The following is a 16444-nucleotide window of genomic DNA, read 5'->3' as shown; positions in this document are numbered from 1 at the left end:
TTTCTGGGATTGCCTAGACCTTGCGCTTCTTTCCGGTGCTGCGCCGCTTCTCGCCGACGCCGACGGTGAGCGCCATGGCCAGCGCCATGGTGGCCGACAGCGAGCGGAAGCCGGCGAAATCGGCCTCGGCGACCTCGAACCAGACCTTGGCGAACTGGGCGAGTGGCGAAAACGAACTGTCGGTGATGGCGACGATCGGCACGCCCTGTTCGGAAATGGTGCGGGCTTCCTCGATGGTGGCCGGTGCGTAGGGCGAGAAGCTGATGGCGATGACGGCGTCCGCCGGGGTGGCGAAGGCGACCATCTCGGCATTGAGGCCGGCGGCGGATTCGATCAGCTGGTTGCGGATCTTCAGCTTGCCCAAGGCATAGGCAATGTAGCTCGCCACCGGGTAGGAGCGGCGCTTGGCCAGGACATAGATGGTCTCGGCCTTGGCCAGCAGCGAGATCGCGTCTTCCAGATGCGCCTCGTCCAGCGAGCGTGAGATGTCGTTGAGCGAAGTGCTGGCGGCGGCGACGAAGCCGTCGAAGATGGCTCGGTGTCCAGCACCCGCATCGGCCTTGGCGCGCAGCGCCTGCAGGCGTTCGTCATAAGAGGAATTGCGCTCGCGCAGCCGCTCGCGAAACACCTGCTGCAGGCTGGTGAAGCCGTCAAAGCCTAGTTGCTGGGCAAAGCGGATCAAGGTGGACGGCTGCACGCCCGCCGAAGCGGCGATGCTGGCGGCGGTGCCGAAGGCGATGTCATCGGGATTGTCGAGCGCATAGGCGGCGATCTGGGCGATGCGCTTGGGCAAGGTTTCACGGCGATCGAGGATCGTGGCGCGCAGCGTCTCGAAGTCGCGAGGTACCCGTTCGTCCATCGTCGCCCCGTCCAAGCTCACCTAAAGCGCGTCGCGGTGAACGGATTCGTGCGATGCGCTTTAAGTCTTTGTTTTGATGCATGCCGTTGTCCCAGAACCGCGGCACACTTCTGGGCGACATGCATTAGAGCATGATGCCGAAAAGAGTGCATCGGTTTCGGACGACATCATGCTCTCTTTAACTCAAGTGACGTCCTCTCTGCCCCATCATAGCGAGCCTGCGCAAGAAGGCCATAAAAAATGAGGCAGACATTCCATTCGGAGAATAAATGGACTAATTCATCCATCGATCGCTTCAGGTATTGGGAGAAAGAAATGGTCGGCGTTGGTCTTATCGGCACGGGTTTCATGGGCAAATGCCACGCCATTGCGTGGAGCGCCGTCGGCGCCGTCTTTCCCGATGTCGCCAAGCCGAAGCTGGTCCATCTCGGCGAGGTCAACGAGGAGCTGGCCAAGCGTAAGGCCGGCGAGTTCGGCTTCGCCAAGGCGTCGGGCGACTGGCGTGCCGTCGTCAACGACCCCGAGGTCGATATCGTCTCGCTGACCACGCCCAATCAGTTCCATCCGGAGATGGCCATCGCCGTCCTCGAAGCCGGCAAGCATCTGTGGTGCGAGAAGCCGATGGCGCCGAGCTTTGCCGAAGCAGCGGCGATGGCGGCCGCTGCCAGGAAATCCGGCAAGGTCGCAGCCCTTGGCTACAACTACATACAGAGCCCGGCCATTCGCCACATCGGTGCGCTGCTCGAGGAAAAGATCATCGGCGAGGTCAACCATCTGCGCATCGAGATGGACGAGGACTTCATGGCCGACCCGGAAGCGCTGTTCTTCTGGAAGCACGAGGCTGCTTCCGGCTATGGCGCGCTCGACGATTTCGCCGTGCATCCGCTGTCGCTGGTCTCGACACTGTTCGGCCGCGTCGCAAAAGTCATCTGCGACATGGCCAAGCCCTATGCCGACCGCAAGCTGGCCGGCGGCGGCCGCCGTGCGGTGGAGACCTACGACATCGCCAGCGTTTTGATGCATCTGGAAAACGGCATTGCCGGCACGCTGCTGGTCAACCGCTCGGCCTGGGGCCGCAAGGGCCGCATCGCCATACAGATTTTCGGCTCCAAAGGATCGATCCTGTTCGACCAGGAGCGGATGAACGAAATCCAGCTCTACGTCACCGCCGATCGCCCGACCGAACAGGGCTACCGCACCATATTGGTGGCGCCGCACCACAAGCCTTACGACGCCTTCCTCCCGGCGCCGGGCCATGGGCTCGGTTTCAACGACCTCAAGATCATCGAGTGCCACGAATTGCTGACGCGGCTTGCCGGCAAGCCGGCACGGGTCATCGAATTTGCCGAAGGGCTGGAGATCGAGCGCACCGTTCACGCGATGGCGAGGTCGTTCGAGGAGAAGCGCTGGGTGGATGTGCGGTAAGATCCGCTCGCTTCAGCCGCCAGCGACAGCGTTCGCCTCCCAGCCATTGACCCAGACCTGCCGCAGGCGATCGCCTTCGCCCTTGAAGCGCAGGCCGGTCGGCTGGCAAGCCTCGATGCGGTCGCTGCGGAAATTGCGGATGGCCTGGCGCAGTTCACACCAGGCGACGATGTTGGCGGTTTCTGAATAGTAGATCAGCGCGATTGGACGGATCAGCCGCTCGGAGGCGCGGCCGATTTCGTCGCGATAGGACAGGTCGAGCTTTTCCTCGTCGCGGATGGCGCGGCGCACAAGCGCCAGATCGATGGTGCCGATTGCCGGTGCAGCGAACCCCCAGACATGCAGTGCGTTGGCGTCGAACGCCTGGCGTAGTGGCGGCGGCACGGCGCCGGCGATCTTGGCGCTGACGCGCTTGGCCGCCTGCTTGAGTTCGCTGTCTCCCGTGCGCTCCAGCAGCGCCAGCGACAGGACGATCGCCTCCATCTCCTCGATTGAGAACATCAGCGGTGGCAGGTCGAAGCCGGGCCGCAATATATAGCCGATGCCACGCCCGCCTTCGATCGGCACGCGCATCGCCTGCAGTGCGGCGATGTCGCGATAGATCGAACGCACCGTGACTTCCAGCTGCCCGGCGATCATCGCCGCCGTCACCGGCTGCCGCGCCAGCCGCAGGATCTGGATGATCTCGAACAGGCGCGACGCCTTGCGCATTTCCTCTCCCTGATGAAACGCTACTGACACATCCCCGTCAGTTGGGGTGATTTATTGGACTGCCTATCAGCTTGAAAATCAACAAATTCCTTAACGGCACCCCAGCAGGAAGCGACAAGTAACTGACATGAGTTACGCGGAAAATCTCTGGCTGTTCTTTATCCTGCTGTCCGGCATCATCATCGTGCCCGGCATGGACATGCTGTTCGTGCTGGCCAATGCGCTCACCGGCGGCCGCGACCGGGGCCTCGCCGCCACGGGCGGCATCATGGTCGGCGGCATCGTGCACACGCTGAACGGCGCCATCGGCGTCGGCCTGCTGATGCATTTCGTACCAATCCTGTACAAGCCGCTGCTGATAGCCGGCGCCGCCTACATGGCCTTCATCGGCATCTCGCTGATGCGCAGTTCCATCACCGTCGGCCATGACGGGCCCGCCGGCAGCCGTACGGCCTGGAAGGCCTTTCGCCAGGGACTGGTGACCTGCCTGATCAACCCGAAGGCCTATCTCTTCATATTTGCCGTCTATCCGCAGTTCCTGAAGCCGGATTACGGCCCGATCTGGATGCAGGCGACGGTCATGGGCTTGCTGACGATGCTGACGCAGGCCGCCATCTATGGCGGGCTCGCCATCACCGCCGGCCGCAGCCGCAATCTGCTGGTGGCCAATCCGCGGGCGACCGCTTTTGCGGGCCGGGCGGCCGGACTGCTGCTGTTTGCGGTCTCGGTGTTTACGGCATGGGAAGGGTTGAGGGCAGCGTGATCCCGATCAAGCGATGACGCCGCGTTTCTTCGCCTCGGCGCGGCGCTTGCGGATCACTGTCCCGGTCTTTTCGTCGTCGAGGGCGGCAGCTACCCCGTCCGCGAGACCGATGACGTCATGACCGCCTCACGCCCTCGCCCAAGACGACGAGAAGCTCGTCCAATTGCTCGAACGTCTCGCCCATCGCATCCGCCGCCCCGGTACCGGCCGCGTCGAGAGCCTCCTTCGAGGGATAGAGTTCGTGCATGACCAGCAGCGTCTTGCCACCCTTTTCCTCGAAGGTCAGCGTGGTGACGGGTCCACCGTCACCACCTTCGTCATTGGTCCAGACGAGGCGTGAGTGGGGTGTCACTTCGATATACCTGCCGAAGAATTCGTGAAGGTCCGAGGCGTCGTGGCCGAACACCAGGCGGTACGTGCCTCCGGTACGAGCATCCATCTCGCAGGAACGCAGGAACATGCCCATCGACTTCGGCACCCACCACTGCTTGAACAGCTCGGGCTTGGTCCACGCCTCGAACACGATGCGCGCCGGACCGTTGACTGTTCGCGTGACGACCAGCTCGCGCTCGGACTTCCGTTCGACCGTGGTGCGGCTGTTCGTGGGCTCACTCTCGGTTCTTTGGCGCATCGGCTTTCTCCTTCCGTTTCAATTCCTCGACAACCTTGTCCAACTCGTTGAAGCGTGCGTCCCAGAGCAGGCGGTGCCGCTCGATCCAGGCCGCCTCTTCCTCCAGTCCGCGCAGGCCGAGCTTGCAGGTCCGCACGCGGCCAACCTTCTGCGTGGTGACGAGCCCCGCCTGCTCCAGGACGCCGACGTGCTTCTTCATGCCCGTGAGGGTCATGTGGAACTTTCCGGCAAGCTCGGTGATCGAAGCGTCTGCGCGTCCGAGCTGCTCCAGAACGCCACGCCGGGTGGCGTCCGAGAGCGCGGCGAACGAGGAATCCAAGTCGGTATACTGAACCATATGGTTCAGTATTTAGCAGACCGGTTGCCGGGGTGCAAGGGAGCCGCAGCGTCCTTCCCGCGCATCGCCTCGTATCAGGCGGCGCCCGGCCGGTTCTCCATCATGGCGCGGCGGGCTGAGCGGCGCCATTCTACGGCGCCGGCGAGGCCGTGCAGCACCGTCTCTGTGGTCGCCCAGTCTATGCAGCCATCTGTGATGCTCTGGCCATAGACGAGCGGCTTGCCTGATACCACGTCCTGCCGGCCGGCGACGAGATTGCTCTCGATCATGACGCCGATGATACGCTCGTCCCCTGCTGCCACCTGGCCGGCGACATCGGCCGCCACCTTCGGCTGGTTCTCCGGCTTCTTGCTCGAGTTCGCGTGGCTGACATCGATCATCAGACGGGGGGCGACGCCGATGCGGGCAAGTTCGACCGAGGCCGCCTCGACGCTCGCCGCATCGTAATTCGGCTGAACGCCGCCGCGCAGGATGACGTGGCAGTCCTCATTGCCGGTAGTAGTCGCAATGCCGCTGCGTCCGCCCTTGGTCACCGCCATGAAATGATGCGGCTGGGCGGCGGATTTCACCGCCTCGGCGGCGATCCTGAGATTGCCGTCGGTACCGTTCTTGAAGCCGACCGGGCAGGACAGGCCGGAAGCCAGTTCGCGGTGGATCTGGCTCTCGGTGGTGCGCGCGCCGATGGCGCCCCAGGCGACGAGGTCGGCAATGTATTGCGGCGTCGTCATGTCGAGAAATTCGGTGGCCGAGGGCAGGCCGAGATTGTTGACCGCCGACAGCACGTTGCGCGCCATCCGCAGCCCCTTGTCGATGTTGAAGCTGCCGTCGAGATCGGGGTCGTTGATAAGGCCCTTCCAGCCGACAGTCGTGCGCGGCTTTTCGAAATAGACCCGCATGACGATCTCCAACCGGTCGGACAGGGTCTCGCGCAGCGCCACTAGCCGGCTGGCATAGTCAACGGCCGCGACCGGGTCGTGGATCGAACACGGGCCGACGATGACAAGCAGCCGGTCGTCGGTGCCGTTCAAGATGGCATGGGTGGCGTTGCGTGATGCGCTCACGGTGCGCGTTGCCGTCAGCGTGCGCGGGATCTCCCGCATCACCTCGTCCGGCGTACTCAATTCTCGGATTTCCTTGACCCGAAGATCGTCTGTGGTGGTCAACACGGCTTTCTGCTCCTGTTTTTAGGAGACCTGCCGGCTGATACAAAAAAGCCGCCAGGTCTGGCGGCTGTTCGGACTTGTTGCTGCAATCTTCAGATCGAGCGCAATCCTCCCGCCGCCAGCGAGCTCGTAAAGTACCAATAGGTGGCGGTCAGGTTGATCATGAGGCTCATATAGTCGATGCGGGGGTGTTTGTCACGTGGGGTATGCGGAGACAATTCGGGATGGGCCGAATCCTCGCGATTTCGTCATCCCTGGGCGGAGCAGGAGCGAAGCTCCGTCGCGGAGACCCTGGGATCCATTCCGTGACCTGGGCCGTGGAGTGCGGCGGAGCAGAATTCTGGACCGTAGCAGCGCTCTGAAGTCGCGGCGTGGATCCTCGGGTCTGCGCTGCGTCGCCACGCTCCTTGCTCCGCCCGTGGATGACGAAGTGCCGGCGGTTCGCCAATCGCCAACACGTATAACGCGGAGCGGCTCATGCGGTCCAGGGATCGAAGAGTTCAAGCCCAAAGCCTTCGAAATCTTTCGTATTGCACGTTGCCAAGGTGAGCTCGTGCGCAATCGCAGTGGCTGCGATCAGGCCGTCCATCGACGACAGACCACGACCGCGGCGCTTCGCAAGACCCATCAGGTCGCCCCAGGCAAGGCAACCGCATCGTCCACCGGCAAAACCCGCTGTTCGAAGCGCTGGGGCAGGTCCCGGGCGAGCCATTCGGCCAGCGCCTCGCGTTTGCGGCCCTCATCCATCAGAGAGACGCCGCGCCGGATCTCGGCGATCGACACTACGCTGATGAAGGAGCGGTCCTCATCAAGCTCGTCCAGCCAGCCCAGGACACGTGCGACAGGCGCTGGCCTCGTCACCTCGGACAGGACATTCGTGTCGAGCAGCAGTCTCACCGCGGCAGGTCACGCGGTTCGTCGCGCTGACGTTCAAGGTCGAGATCGGCGCCGCGCAGCGGCGAGTCCAGCAGGAACTCGGCAAGCGTACCCTTGCGTGCGATCTTGCGCTGCCATTCCTCGGCCGAGACGACAACCACGCTTGGTTTGCCGTTCTTGGTGATCGTCTGCGGCGAGGACTGCGCGCGCTCGATGACCTCGGAGAGCCGGGCTTTTGCCCCGGCAACCGTCCAGTTGGTGCCTTTGGATGACGTTAGCATCGCATCCCTCGTGACTATCATGACTATCATGACTATCTGGGAATGGCGATGTTGCTGCAACAGGGTTTGAAGCTACTCCGGCGAGGTCCCCGCGACGTTCTGGTCATAGTCGACCAGCGAGCCGGTCATGACACCGGATTGCGGGCTGGCCATGTAGCTGATCAGCCGCGCCAGTTGGTCGGGCTTCACCAGTTGGCCCATGGGCTGGCCGGCCTCTGCCTTTGCCAGCCAGTCGTCGGAGGCACCGTGCCATTTCTTCTGCACGATGTCCTCGCCCTCGGTGTCCATCCAGCCCGGCAGAACGGCGTTGCAGCGGATGCGGTTGGAGCGATAGGCGTTGGCGACGTTCTTGGTCAGTGTCGCCAGTGCACCCTTGCTCGATGAATAGGGCGCCAGGAAGGACTGGCCGCAATGCGCCGACATAGAGAGCACGTTGACGATCGAGCCCGGCGCCTTCTTGTCCAGCAGATGCGCCACCACGCCCTGCATCAGGAAGAAGGGACCACGCACATTGGTGTGGAAAATCTGGTCGAACACCTCTTCCGAAGTTTCGACAAGTGAACCACGCGCGGACGTGGCGGCGGCGTTGACCAGCGCGTTGATGGTGTCGAAATGCGAGATCGCGGTTGCCACCGCGCGCTTGCAGTCCGCCACTTTCGAGACGTCGGCGCTGATGAAGATCGCATCGACGCCGGCCTTCTTGAAGTGGGCGACCGCCTTGTCGCCCTTCTCCTGCGAGCGGCCGATGAGCGCCAGCGCTTTGCAGCCCTCGTCGGCCAGCGCTTCGGCGACGGCAAAGCCGATGCCTTGCGCGCCGCCGGTGACGATGGCGCGCGTCTTCGAATTGCGATCGGCGGATGTGCTCATCGCTCTGCTCCTGTGCCTTGGTTCCGGTTCTTACTTGTCGAGACGGACGGTCTTGCCTGATCTCGCCGACTTCAGCGCGGCATCGGCCAGCTTCAGCGCCACGAGGCCGTCGGCGCCGCTCGGCGATGCCTTCTTGCCCGAGGTTGCAGCAGTGATGAAAGCGGCAATCTCGATGGCGTAGGCGTCGAGATAGCGGGTCATGAAGAAGTCGTGCAGCGGCGGGCGCGTATAGCCCTTCTCATTGGCCACCTCGATCGACACCGGCCGCTGGTTCTCGGCGGCGACCATGCCCTTGGAGCCATGCACCTCGATGCGCTGGTCGTAGCCATAGGTGGCGCGGCGCGAATTGGAGATGACGGCCTGCTTGCCGGACGCGGTTTCGAGGATGACGCTGACCGAATCGAAATCGCCAGCCTCACCGATCTTCTTGTCGACCAGAACCGAGGCATGGGCGCTGACCGCGACCACCTCTTCGCCGAGCAGGAAGCGCGCCATGTCGAAATCGTGGATGGTCATGTCGCGAAAGATGCCGCCCGAGCGCTTGATGTAGTCGACCGGCGGCGCACCTGGATCGCGCGAAGTGATGGTGACCATCTCGACCTTGCCGATTGCGCCGTCGTCGATCGCCTTGCGCACGGCGGCGAAATGCGGATCGAAGCGGCGGTTGAAACCGACCATCAGCGTCGCCTTGGCCTTGTCGACCACGGCAAGGCATTTCTCGACACGCTTGACGTCGAGGTCGATCGGCTTCTCGCAGAAGATCGCCTTGCCGGCCTTGGCGAAACGCTCGATCAGATCGGCATGGGTGTCGGTCGGCGTGCAGATGACCACGGCGTCGATGTCCTTGGCCTTCTCGATCGCGTCGATGGTGCGCACTTCGGCGCCATAGGCGGTTGCCAACTCGGTCGCCGCCTTTTCAAAAGCGTCGGCAACGGCCACCAGTCTGGCCTGCGGGTTGGAGCCGACGGCGCGGGCATGGACCTTGCCGATGCGGCCGGCACCGAGGAGGGCGAAACGAACAGTCATGGGGTATTTCCTCTAGGGGGATGGGTTCGAGAGAGTTGTGTCTCCACCTTCCTTTTGAGAAAGGTGGCAAGATAATTTTTCGAGCACGCCAGAAAACAGGATGACCATCCTGTTCAGGCCGCGAGTTCCGCCTCCCCGGTCTTGGCGCCAGTGATGTAGGAGACGATGTCGTTGCCGTCGGTGTTTTCCTTGCGCAGGTTGGCGACGATGCGGCCGCGCCGGAAGACGACGATGCGGTCGCACAGGTCGAACACCTGGCGCATGTTGTGGCTGATCAGGATCAGCGGCTCGCCATTGTCCTTCAGCGTGCGGATGATGTTCTCGACCTGCGCCGTCTCCTGCACGCCAAGGGCTGCCGTCGGCTCGTCCATGATGATCAGCTTGGAGGCGAAGGTCGCGGTCCGGGCGATCGCAACGCACTGGCGCTGGCCGCCCGACATGTGGCGAATGGTGTTGGACAAATTGGGGATTTTCACTGCCGTGCGGATCAGCGCCGCCTCGGTCGCCTTGCGCATGTATTTGCGGTCGAGGATCGAGAACGGCCCGAGATTGAAAAGCACCTTTTCGCGGCCGAGGAACAGGTTCGACGGCACGTCGAGATCGTCGGCCAGCGCCAGGTTCTGGAACACGGTCTCGATGCCCGCCGTGCGCGCTTCGATCGGCCCGGCGAAATTCACTTCCCTGCCGTCGAACCAGATCTGGCCGCTGGTGCGTTGCTCGACGGCGGTGATCTGGCGCACGAAGGTCGATTTGCCGGCGCCATTGTCGCCCATGATGGCGACATGCTCGCCCTTGCGCAGCTCGAAATTGGCGCCTTCCAGCGCGTGCACGCCGCCATAGCGTTTGGTCAGGTTTTCGGTCTTCAGGACGATGTCTGTCGTGGAGATATCTGGCATGGTCAAGCCCTCAATGCCCGCATGCGCTGGCGCCATTGGTCGAGAACGACCGCGCCGACGATGATCACGCCCTTCACCATCTCCTGATAGTAGGCGTCGAGGCGCAGGAAGGTGAAGCCGGAAATGATGACGCCGAAGATCAGCGCGCCGATCACCGTGCCGACGATCGAACCGCGGCCGCCCGACAAAGAGACGCCGCCGATGACCGCCATGGCGATGGCGTCGAGCTCGTACATGACGCCCATGCCGGACTGTGCCGTCAGGTTCTTGGAGGAGAGCACGACGGCGGCCAGCGCGGCGAGGATGCCGGCAATGACATAGACGAGGATCTTGTGGTTGGCGATCTTGATCCCCGACATGCGCGCGGCATCCTCGTTGGAGCCGATGGCGTAGCAGTGCTTGCCGTAGCGTGTGTAGGTCATGATCAGCTGGAACAGCACCGCCAGCGACAGGAAGATGATGACCGGCATCAGCCCCTTGCCGATGCCAGCGAAACTTTCGGTCGGGAACGAGATCGGCTGGCCCTTGGACCACCATTTGGCAATGCCGCGCGCGGTCACCATCATGCCGAGCGTGGCGATGAACGGTGGAATGCGCGTATAGGCAATCAAGGAGCCGTTGACGAGACCGGCGAGCAGACCGCAGCCGATGGCGACCAGTACCGGCACGATCACCGGCAGGTCGGTCCAGCCTTGCGCCAGGAACATCGCCTTGGGGTTGGGGTTACCGTTGACCGTCGCCACCTGGGCAAAACTCATGGCGATCATGGCGGTGGCGCCGACGATCGAGCCCGAGGACAGGTCGATGCCGCCGCAAATGATCACCTGCGTGACGCCGATGGCGATGATGCCGACGATCGACACCTGCAGGATGATGATCTGCAGGCGGGCCTCATTGAAGATCCCGGCGACGTTGTCGCGCGTGTTGAACAGGAAGCTGTCGCCAAGAAAGATGCGGCCGATCAGTTCGAAGATGACGACCAGAATGACCAGCGCCAGGAAGACGTTGAATTCGGCCGGCCATGTCCGCCTCTTCGCGTCATAGCTGACCCCGCCGACGCCATGAGATGTCTGTGACATGTCTGTCCTCCGTGAGGCGGCATTTGCCCTCCCGCACGTAAGGGCGGTGAGGGAAACAGGAGCGGCGCGATTGATGCGCCGCTCCGTTAGTCGAACGAGTTGCCGGCTCAGTTCTTCTTCAGGAACTTGTCGATGTTGGCCGGCGTAACCAGCTGGAAGGGCACGTAGACCTTGTGCTCGACCTTCTCGCCCTTGGCGAGCTTCAGTGCCGCGTCGAGCGCGCCAGCGCCCTGGCCGGCCGCGTCCTGGAACACGGTCGCATCGAGGTCGCCGGCCTGCATGGCGGCAAGCGCGTCCTGCGTGGCGTCGACCCCACCGACGACAACCGTCTTCATGTCGATGTTGGCGGCCTTCATCGCCTGGATGGCGCCGATGGCGCTTTCGTCATTGTTGGCGATGACGCCGTCGAACGGCTTGCCGGTTGACAGCCAGTTGGTCATCAGGTTCTGCGCTTCGTCGCGGTTCCAGTTCGAAGTCTGCTTGTCGATGATCTTGATGAAGCTGCACTCCGGCGTGGCGATCACCTCTTCGATGTCCTTGGTGCGCTGCACGGCGGCCTGGTTGGAAAGCTCGCCCATGATGACATAGACATTGGCTTCCTTCTTGCCGGCCTCGGTGAACAGGCGGCAGACTTCCTTGGTCTCGAGCGTGCCGGAATCGGCCTCGTTCGACGCGACGAAGGCCTGGTTGTCCGGCAGCGTGTCGACATTGACCGGCTGGCGGTTGACATAGACCAACGGGATCTTGGCGGCTGCGGCGGCGTCCGACATCGCCTGCGTGGCCGAGGTGTCGACCGGGTTGACGATGATGGCGTCGACGCCCGAGGCGGCGAAGTTCTTGATCTGGTCGAGCTGCTTGGCGACGTCGTTCTGCGCGTCCTCGACCTGCAGTTCCACGCCGCTCATGCCCTTGGCCTGCTCGATCATGCCGTTGCGCAGCACGGTGAGGAAATTGTCGTCGAACTTGGCCATCGACACGCCGACCTTGGCGGCAAAAGCGGACGAACTCATCAGCGCCGCAAAGGCGACGCCCAAAATCAGTTTCTTCATTGTGTTTCTCCTCCACATTGGTGTCCGGCTGCACCGATCTACCCGGAATCCCCGATAGCCCGAGGAATCTCTCCCTGATGCCTTCCTGTTCCGTATGGCGTTTTGTCCAAGCGATGGAACGCCAGGCTCCCAGTTTGAAACAGATGTTCCGGAACGAAAGAACCAAAATACCAATCTGATGAAATATTTATTCCATTTTTTCGCGAGACGTCAAGAGCGATTCCTAAGTCGGAAAGCGGATTTTCGGTCGCCGCGCCGCAATTTCACGTCGAATCAAGGCCGGCAGCGGCCCAGGCCGAGTCTGAAGGCAGAATCTGATAGATTCTATCATCGCCGGGAGAGCCCGCGCCGAACGGGTCGGCGCGGCAACGCGTTAGATATTTTCCGGCAGATATATGTCGAAGGGCAGAAAGGTCTGGCCCGGCGCGTTGGCGGCGCCGGCCTCGATGGAATGCGCCATCAGGTCGACAAGCTCGCGGCACAAGGCGGCGAGCGGCGTCGAGATCACCATGGTCAGGATGTTGTCGGCGAGTGCCGCGCGCGATTCGGCGTTGATCTCGTTGCAGACGACCACCGGCATGCTTGCGGGCTTCGCAGCCCGCAGCGCCGAGACCGCGCCTTCCATGCCGCCGCCGGCGACATAGCAGCCGGCAAGATCCGGATACCGCACCAGGAGATCGATCATCGCATCGTGGGTGACCTGGTTGGCTTCCAGATTGACCAGCGTTTCCATCACCGTGAAGTCCGGCGCATGTTCGCGGAAGAAGGAGCGAAATCCGATCTCGCGCAGTTCATGGCCGTGGAAGCGATGACTGCCGACGAAAAGGGCGACCTTGCCGGGGTTCTTTGCCGCCCTGGCGATCATCCAGGCCGCGGTGCGACCGACCTTGCGATTGTCGAGGCCGACATATCCCTCACGGATGCCAGCGGCAAAGTCGGACAGCAGCGAGAAGACAGGTTGCCCCCTCGCTTTCAGCGACTCCACGACCGCCGTCAGCGTCGGATGGTCCGGACCGACAACGGCGATTGCTCTGGATTTCGCTGCCAGCTTGCGCATCTGGGCGGCGATCTCGTCGGCGGCAAGCGAGCTGGCGAAATCGATGGTGGCGACGCCGCGGAAGCGCTGCGATTGCGAGACCGCCATTTCTAGCTCCCTCGCGAAATCGCCGTAAAAAACATCATTGCCTCGCAGCAGCAGAAAGCCGAGGCGGAATTCCGGCAATTCCTGGCGCATGCGCCGCTTGATCAGCCCGGCGGCGTGGTAGCCGATGCCGGTCGCCGCCTCATAGACGCGGCGCGCGGTTTCCTCGCGCACCGGCAGCCGGTTGTTCAGCACCCTGTCGACAGTGGCGACGCTGACGCCGGAGATGCGCGCCAGATCGGTGATGGTTGGGCGTTTTGCCATGACTGTCCCGCATGAGTGCCTGCAACTGCTTACATCGTTCTGATGGAAAATGATAGAAACTATCTTTGTGATATTGAGACTATCACCGCATGGCGCTATTTTGCGCTCGGACATAACCGCCTGTAATGGACATATCCGTCCTGACGGATGCTGTGGCCGACGGAGGCAGCCCCTATGGAAGCGACACTATCCACACCACCGTCCCGGCGCGACTACAGCCTGATCGGCCGCGATTCCAAGCTCGCCGTCGAGACCGGGCTGGCGGCGGCCGAGTGGTATCACACCGATATACCGCGCAAGCAGATGAAGGAGCTGATGCAGCGCTCCGACGGGCCGGCGATCCGCGACACCACGATCTGGCTCGCCGCGCTGATCCTGAGTGCCGCCGGCGGCGCCTGGTTCTGGGGCAGCTGGTGGTGCGTGCCGTTCTTCTTCGTCTATGGCGTGCTCTACGGCTCGTCCACCGATTCACGCTGGCACGAATGCGGCCATGGCACCGCCTTCCGCACCCAGTGGATGAACGACGCGGTTTACCAGATCGCCTGCTTCATGATCATGCGCAATCCGGTGACCTGGCGCTGGAGCCACACCCGCCACCACACCGACACCATCATCGTCGGCCGCGACCCGGAAATCTCCGTCATGCGGCCGCCGGATCTGTTCCGGGTCGCGCTTGGCTTTATCGGCGTGCTGGATGCCTGGCATGCGATGTCGGACATGCTGCGCATTGCCGCCGGCAATATCAGCGCGGCGGAAAAGACTTTTATCCCCGAACAGGAGCAGCCTAAGGCCATTCGCATCGCCCGCATCTGGACGGCGATCTATGCCGTGACGATCGCGCTGGCGCTTTATTTCGGTTCATGGCTGCCGCTGATGCTGGTCGGGCTGCCCCGGCTCTACGGCGCCTGGCATCATGTCATGGTCGGCCTGCTGCAGCATGGCGGGCTCGCCGAAAATGTCGTCGACCACCGGCTGAACAGCCGCACCGTCTACATGAACCCGGTCAGCCGGTTCATCTACTGGAACATGAACTATCACGTCGAACACCACATGTTCCCGATGGTGCCCTATCATGCGCTGCCCAAACTGCATGCGCTGATCAAGCACGATCTGCCGGCGCCGACGCCGTCGATCCTGGCCGGCTATCGCGAGATGATCCCGGCCTTTTTGCGCCAGCTGCGCAACGAGGACTATTTCCTCAAGCGCGAATTGCCGCCGACGGCGCGGCCCTATCGCGAGGAACTCCACAACGACGCCGTCGCCGCCGCGGCGGAATGACGATCCTGTTAGACTGTTTGTTTTGACGCAATTCCGGACGGAAAACCGCTACGCACTTTTCCTGGAATTGCTTTGGGAGAGAAAAAATGAGCGACTGGGTCGAGGCCTGTGCTGCCGGCGACATCGACGAAGAAGATGTGATGCGCTTCGATCATGGCGGCCGCACCTTCGCCATCTATCGCAGCCCCGATGACGACTACTTCGCCACCGATGGCCTGTGCACGCACGAAAAGGTGCATCTGGCCGACGGGCTGGTGATGGATGACATCATCGAGTGCCCCAAGCATAATGGCCGCTTCAATTACAAGACGGGGGCGGCACGCGGCGCGCCGGTTTGCGTCAATCTCGCCACGTATCCGATAAAGGTCGAGGCCGGCAAAGTGCTGATCCAGATCGGGTAGGACCATGCAGGCGGGAATGGTCATCATTGGCGCCGGCGAGTGCGGCGGGCGGGCAGCCCTTGCTCTGCGCGAACTGGGCTATGACGGGCCGGTGACGCTGGTGGGTGACGAACCCCATCTGCCCTATGAGCGGCCGCCCCTGTCCAAGGACGCAATGACGAGCGACGCGGCCGAGATCAAGACGATCGCCAGCGACGAAATTCTGGCCGAGAAATCGATCCGGCATATCCATTCCGTTCAAGCGGTGGCGATCGACCGCCCGGCGCATATGGTGCGGCTGTCGGACGGTTCGGCCCTGCCCTACGACAAGCTGCTGCTGGCGACCGGCTCGACACCGCGCAAGCTGCCGATGCCGGGATTGGGGTCGCGCTGCGTCTACCTCCGCACCTTTGCCGACGCGCTGGCCATTCGCGCCCACCTCAGCCCGGCAAACCGCATCGCCATCATTGGTGGTGGCTTTATCGGCCTGGAGCTCGCCGCTTCGGCGCGCAAGCTCGGGGCCAGCGTCACGGTCATTGAGGCGCAGCCGCGCATCCTCATGCGCGGGGTGCCGGCGGAGATCGCTGAAATCATCCATCAGGCGCATGAGGCCGAAGGCGTGACCGTGCTCACCGGTCAGGGCATCGCTGATATCGCCGACGACGGCGCTGAGGTGCACATCATGCTCGCCGATGGGCAGGACATCGTCGCCGATCTCACCGTCATCGGCATCGGCGCCGTGCCGGTGACCGGGCTTGCCGCGGAAGCGGGCCTGACCGTCGATAACGGCATCGCCGTCAATGGCGAACTCCAAACAATCGATCCCGACATCTTCGCCGCCGGCGATTGCTGCTCGTTTCCGCTCGCTGTCTATGCTGGCCGGCGGGTGCGGCTGGAAGCCTGGCGCAATGCGCAGGAACAGGGTGCGCTGGCCGCGAAGAACATGCTGGGCGCCCGCGAAGCGCATGCCGCGGTGCCATGGTTCTGGTCGGATCAGTATGGTTTGTCGCTGCAGATCGCCGGCCTTTCGGACGAGGGCAAAAGCACGGTCCGCCGCGATCTCGGCGACGGTGCTTTTATTCTGTTTCATCTGGCCGAGGATGGCAGGCTGGTGGCGGCGAGCGGCCTCGGTACGGGCAATGCCGTGGCGCGCGACATCAGGCTGGCCGAGATGCTGATCGCCAAACGGGCCAGGCCGGCGCCGGAGGCGCTGGGATCGCAGGGGGTAAAGCTGAAGTCGTTGCTGGCGGCGTAAGTTTTACCCTTCCCCTTGTGGGGAGGGTCGCTGCGAAGCAGCGGGGTGGGGGTGCGGCACCGGGCCCCCCCCCGGCCGGGGGGGCGCCCGCCCCCCACAGGGGGGGGGGGTCGGCGGGGGGGAGCCCGCGTAAAAAGCGCCGTGAGCGCGGGCAGCGTGTGGG

The 16444-nt window shown here is 63.1% G+C and carries 17 protein-coding genes and 1 pseudogene; 5 read left to right on the top strand and 13 right to left on the bottom strand.

Translation table 11 applies throughout. The features are described 5' to 3' along the window. Positions 1-13 precede the first annotated feature (13 nt). Positions 14-859, bottom strand: a complete 846-nt coding sequence (locus NKI64_RS31295; RefSeq protein WP_352653230.1) for a MurR/RpiR family transcriptional regulator — start codon at positions 857-859, stop codon at positions 14-16. Between the two features lie 315 nt (positions 860-1174). Here NKI64_RS31295 and NKI64_RS31290 point away from each other — a divergent pair, with 315 nt between their 5' ends. Next, positions 1175-2284: a Gfo/Idh/MocA family protein gene (locus tag NKI64_RS31290; RefSeq protein ID WP_352653231.1), complete on the top strand. Its 1110-nt coding sequence runs from the start codon at positions 1175-1177 to the stop codon at positions 2282-2284. 12 nt (positions 2285-2296) lie between these two features. On the opposite strand, the gene NKI64_RS31285 is transcribed toward NKI64_RS31290, so the two are convergent. Next, a complete protein-coding gene (locus NKI64_RS31285; protein ID WP_023821754.1) occupies positions 2297-2995 on the bottom strand; it encodes a helix-turn-helix transcriptional regulator in 699 nt (232 codons plus the stop codon). A 127-nt stretch (positions 2996-3122) separates the two neighbouring features. Between NKI64_RS31285 and NKI64_RS31280 the strand changes: the two genes are divergently transcribed. Further along, positions 3123-3758 carry a LysE family translocator gene (locus NKI64_RS31280; RefSeq protein ID WP_023672340.1) on the top strand — a complete coding sequence of 212 codons (636 nt, stop codon included), beginning with the start codon at positions 3123-3125 and terminating at the stop codon, positions 3756-3758. A 115-nt stretch (positions 3759-3873) separates the two neighbouring features. Here NKI64_RS31280 and NKI64_RS31275 read toward each other — a convergent pair whose 3' ends face one another. The 11 genes and pseudogenes from NKI64_RS31275 to NKI64_RS31225 form a co-directional block, all read right to left on the bottom strand. Then, positions 3874-4389 carry an SRPBCC domain-containing protein gene (locus tag NKI64_RS31275; RefSeq protein ID WP_023702091.1) on the bottom strand — a complete coding sequence of 172 codons (516 nt, stop codon included), beginning with the start codon at positions 4387-4389 and terminating at the stop codon, positions 3874-3876. Continuing rightward, positions 4367-4726 (bottom strand): ArsR/SmtB family transcription factor, encoded by a 360-nt coding sequence (locus tag NKI64_RS31270; protein WP_023672338.1) that lies wholly within the window; start codon positions 4724-4726, stop codon positions 4367-4369. Before NKI64_RS31270 ends, NKI64_RS31275 begins: the two co-directional genes overlap by 23 nt. 74 nt (positions 4727-4800) lie before the next feature. After that, a complete protein-coding gene (locus NKI64_RS31265) occupies positions 4801-5892 on the bottom strand; it encodes a 3-deoxy-7-phosphoheptulonate synthase (RefSeq protein ID WP_023695981.1) in 1092 nt (363 codons plus the stop codon). A 472-nt stretch (positions 5893-6364) separates the two neighbouring features. Further along, a pseudogene (locus NKI64_RS31260) lies at positions 6365-6786 on the bottom strand (type II toxin-antitoxin system VapC family toxin). Next, positions 6783-7046, bottom strand: coding sequence for a type II toxin-antitoxin system Phd/YefM family antitoxin (locus NKI64_RS31255; RefSeq protein ID WP_023702090.1), 264 nt, complete (start codon positions 7044-7046; stop codon positions 6783-6785). Before NKI64_RS31255 ends, NKI64_RS31260 begins: the two are co-directional and overlap by 4 nt. 72 nt (positions 7047-7118) lie before the next feature. Continuing rightward, positions 7119-7913: an SDR family oxidoreductase gene (locus NKI64_RS31250; protein WP_023702089.1), complete on the bottom strand. Its 795-nt coding sequence runs from the start codon at positions 7911-7913 to the stop codon at positions 7119-7121. 30 nt (positions 7914-7943) lie between these two features. Next, entirely contained in the window at positions 7944-8939 is a 996-nt protein-coding gene (iolG, locus tag NKI64_RS31245; RefSeq protein ID WP_352671952.1) for an inositol 2-dehydrogenase, read from the bottom strand. Between the two features lie 113 nt (positions 8940-9052). After that, entirely contained in the window at positions 9053-9835 is a 783-nt protein-coding gene (locus NKI64_RS31240) for an ATP-binding cassette domain-containing protein (RefSeq protein ID WP_027049093.1), read from the bottom strand. 2 nt (positions 9836-9837) lie between these two features. After that, on the bottom strand, positions 9838-10914 hold the full coding sequence (locus NKI64_RS31235) for an ABC transporter permease (protein ID WP_023694633.1): 1077 nt from the start codon (positions 10912-10914) through the stop codon (positions 9838-9840). Positions 10915-11021: 107 nt separating this feature from the next. Next, positions 11022-11963, bottom strand: a complete 942-nt coding sequence (locus NKI64_RS31230) for a sugar ABC transporter substrate-binding protein (RefSeq protein WP_023684065.1) — start codon at positions 11961-11963, stop codon at positions 11022-11024. Positions 11964-12336: 373 nt separating this feature from the next. Next, positions 12337-13368: a LacI family DNA-binding transcriptional regulator gene (locus NKI64_RS31225; protein ID WP_023727846.1), complete on the bottom strand. Its 1032-nt coding sequence runs from the start codon at positions 13366-13368 to the stop codon at positions 12337-12339. 174 nt (positions 13369-13542) lie between these two features. On the opposite strand from NKI64_RS31225, the gene NKI64_RS31220 reads away from it, so the two are divergent. The 3 genes from NKI64_RS31220 (at position 13543) to NKI64_RS31210 (ending at position 16281) form a co-directional block, all read left to right on the top strand. Then, the gene (locus tag NKI64_RS31220) at positions 13543-14646 is read left to right on the top strand and encodes a fatty acid desaturase family protein (RefSeq protein ID WP_352671949.1); all 1104 of its coding nucleotides are present in this window, start codon (positions 13543-13545) and stop codon (positions 14644-14646) included. Positions 14647-14732: 86 nt separating this feature from the next. After that, on the top strand, positions 14733-15047 hold the full coding sequence (locus tag NKI64_RS31215) for a MocE family 2Fe-2S type ferredoxin (protein ID WP_352671947.1): 315 nt from the start codon (positions 14733-14735) through the stop codon (positions 15045-15047). A gap of 16 nt (positions 15048-15063) precedes the next feature. Then, positions 15064-16281, top strand: a complete 1218-nt coding sequence (locus NKI64_RS31210) for an NAD(P)/FAD-dependent oxidoreductase (RefSeq protein WP_352671945.1) — start codon at positions 15064-15066, stop codon at positions 16279-16281. Positions 16282-16444: the final 163 nt, after the last annotated feature.

Source organism: Mesorhizobium sp. M0478, from assembly GCF_040321305.1.
Classification (GTDB): Bacteria; Pseudomonadota; Alphaproteobacteria; order Rhizobiales; family Rhizobiaceae; genus Mesorhizobium.
This window is presented reverse-complemented; position numbering and strand designations above follow the sequence as displayed.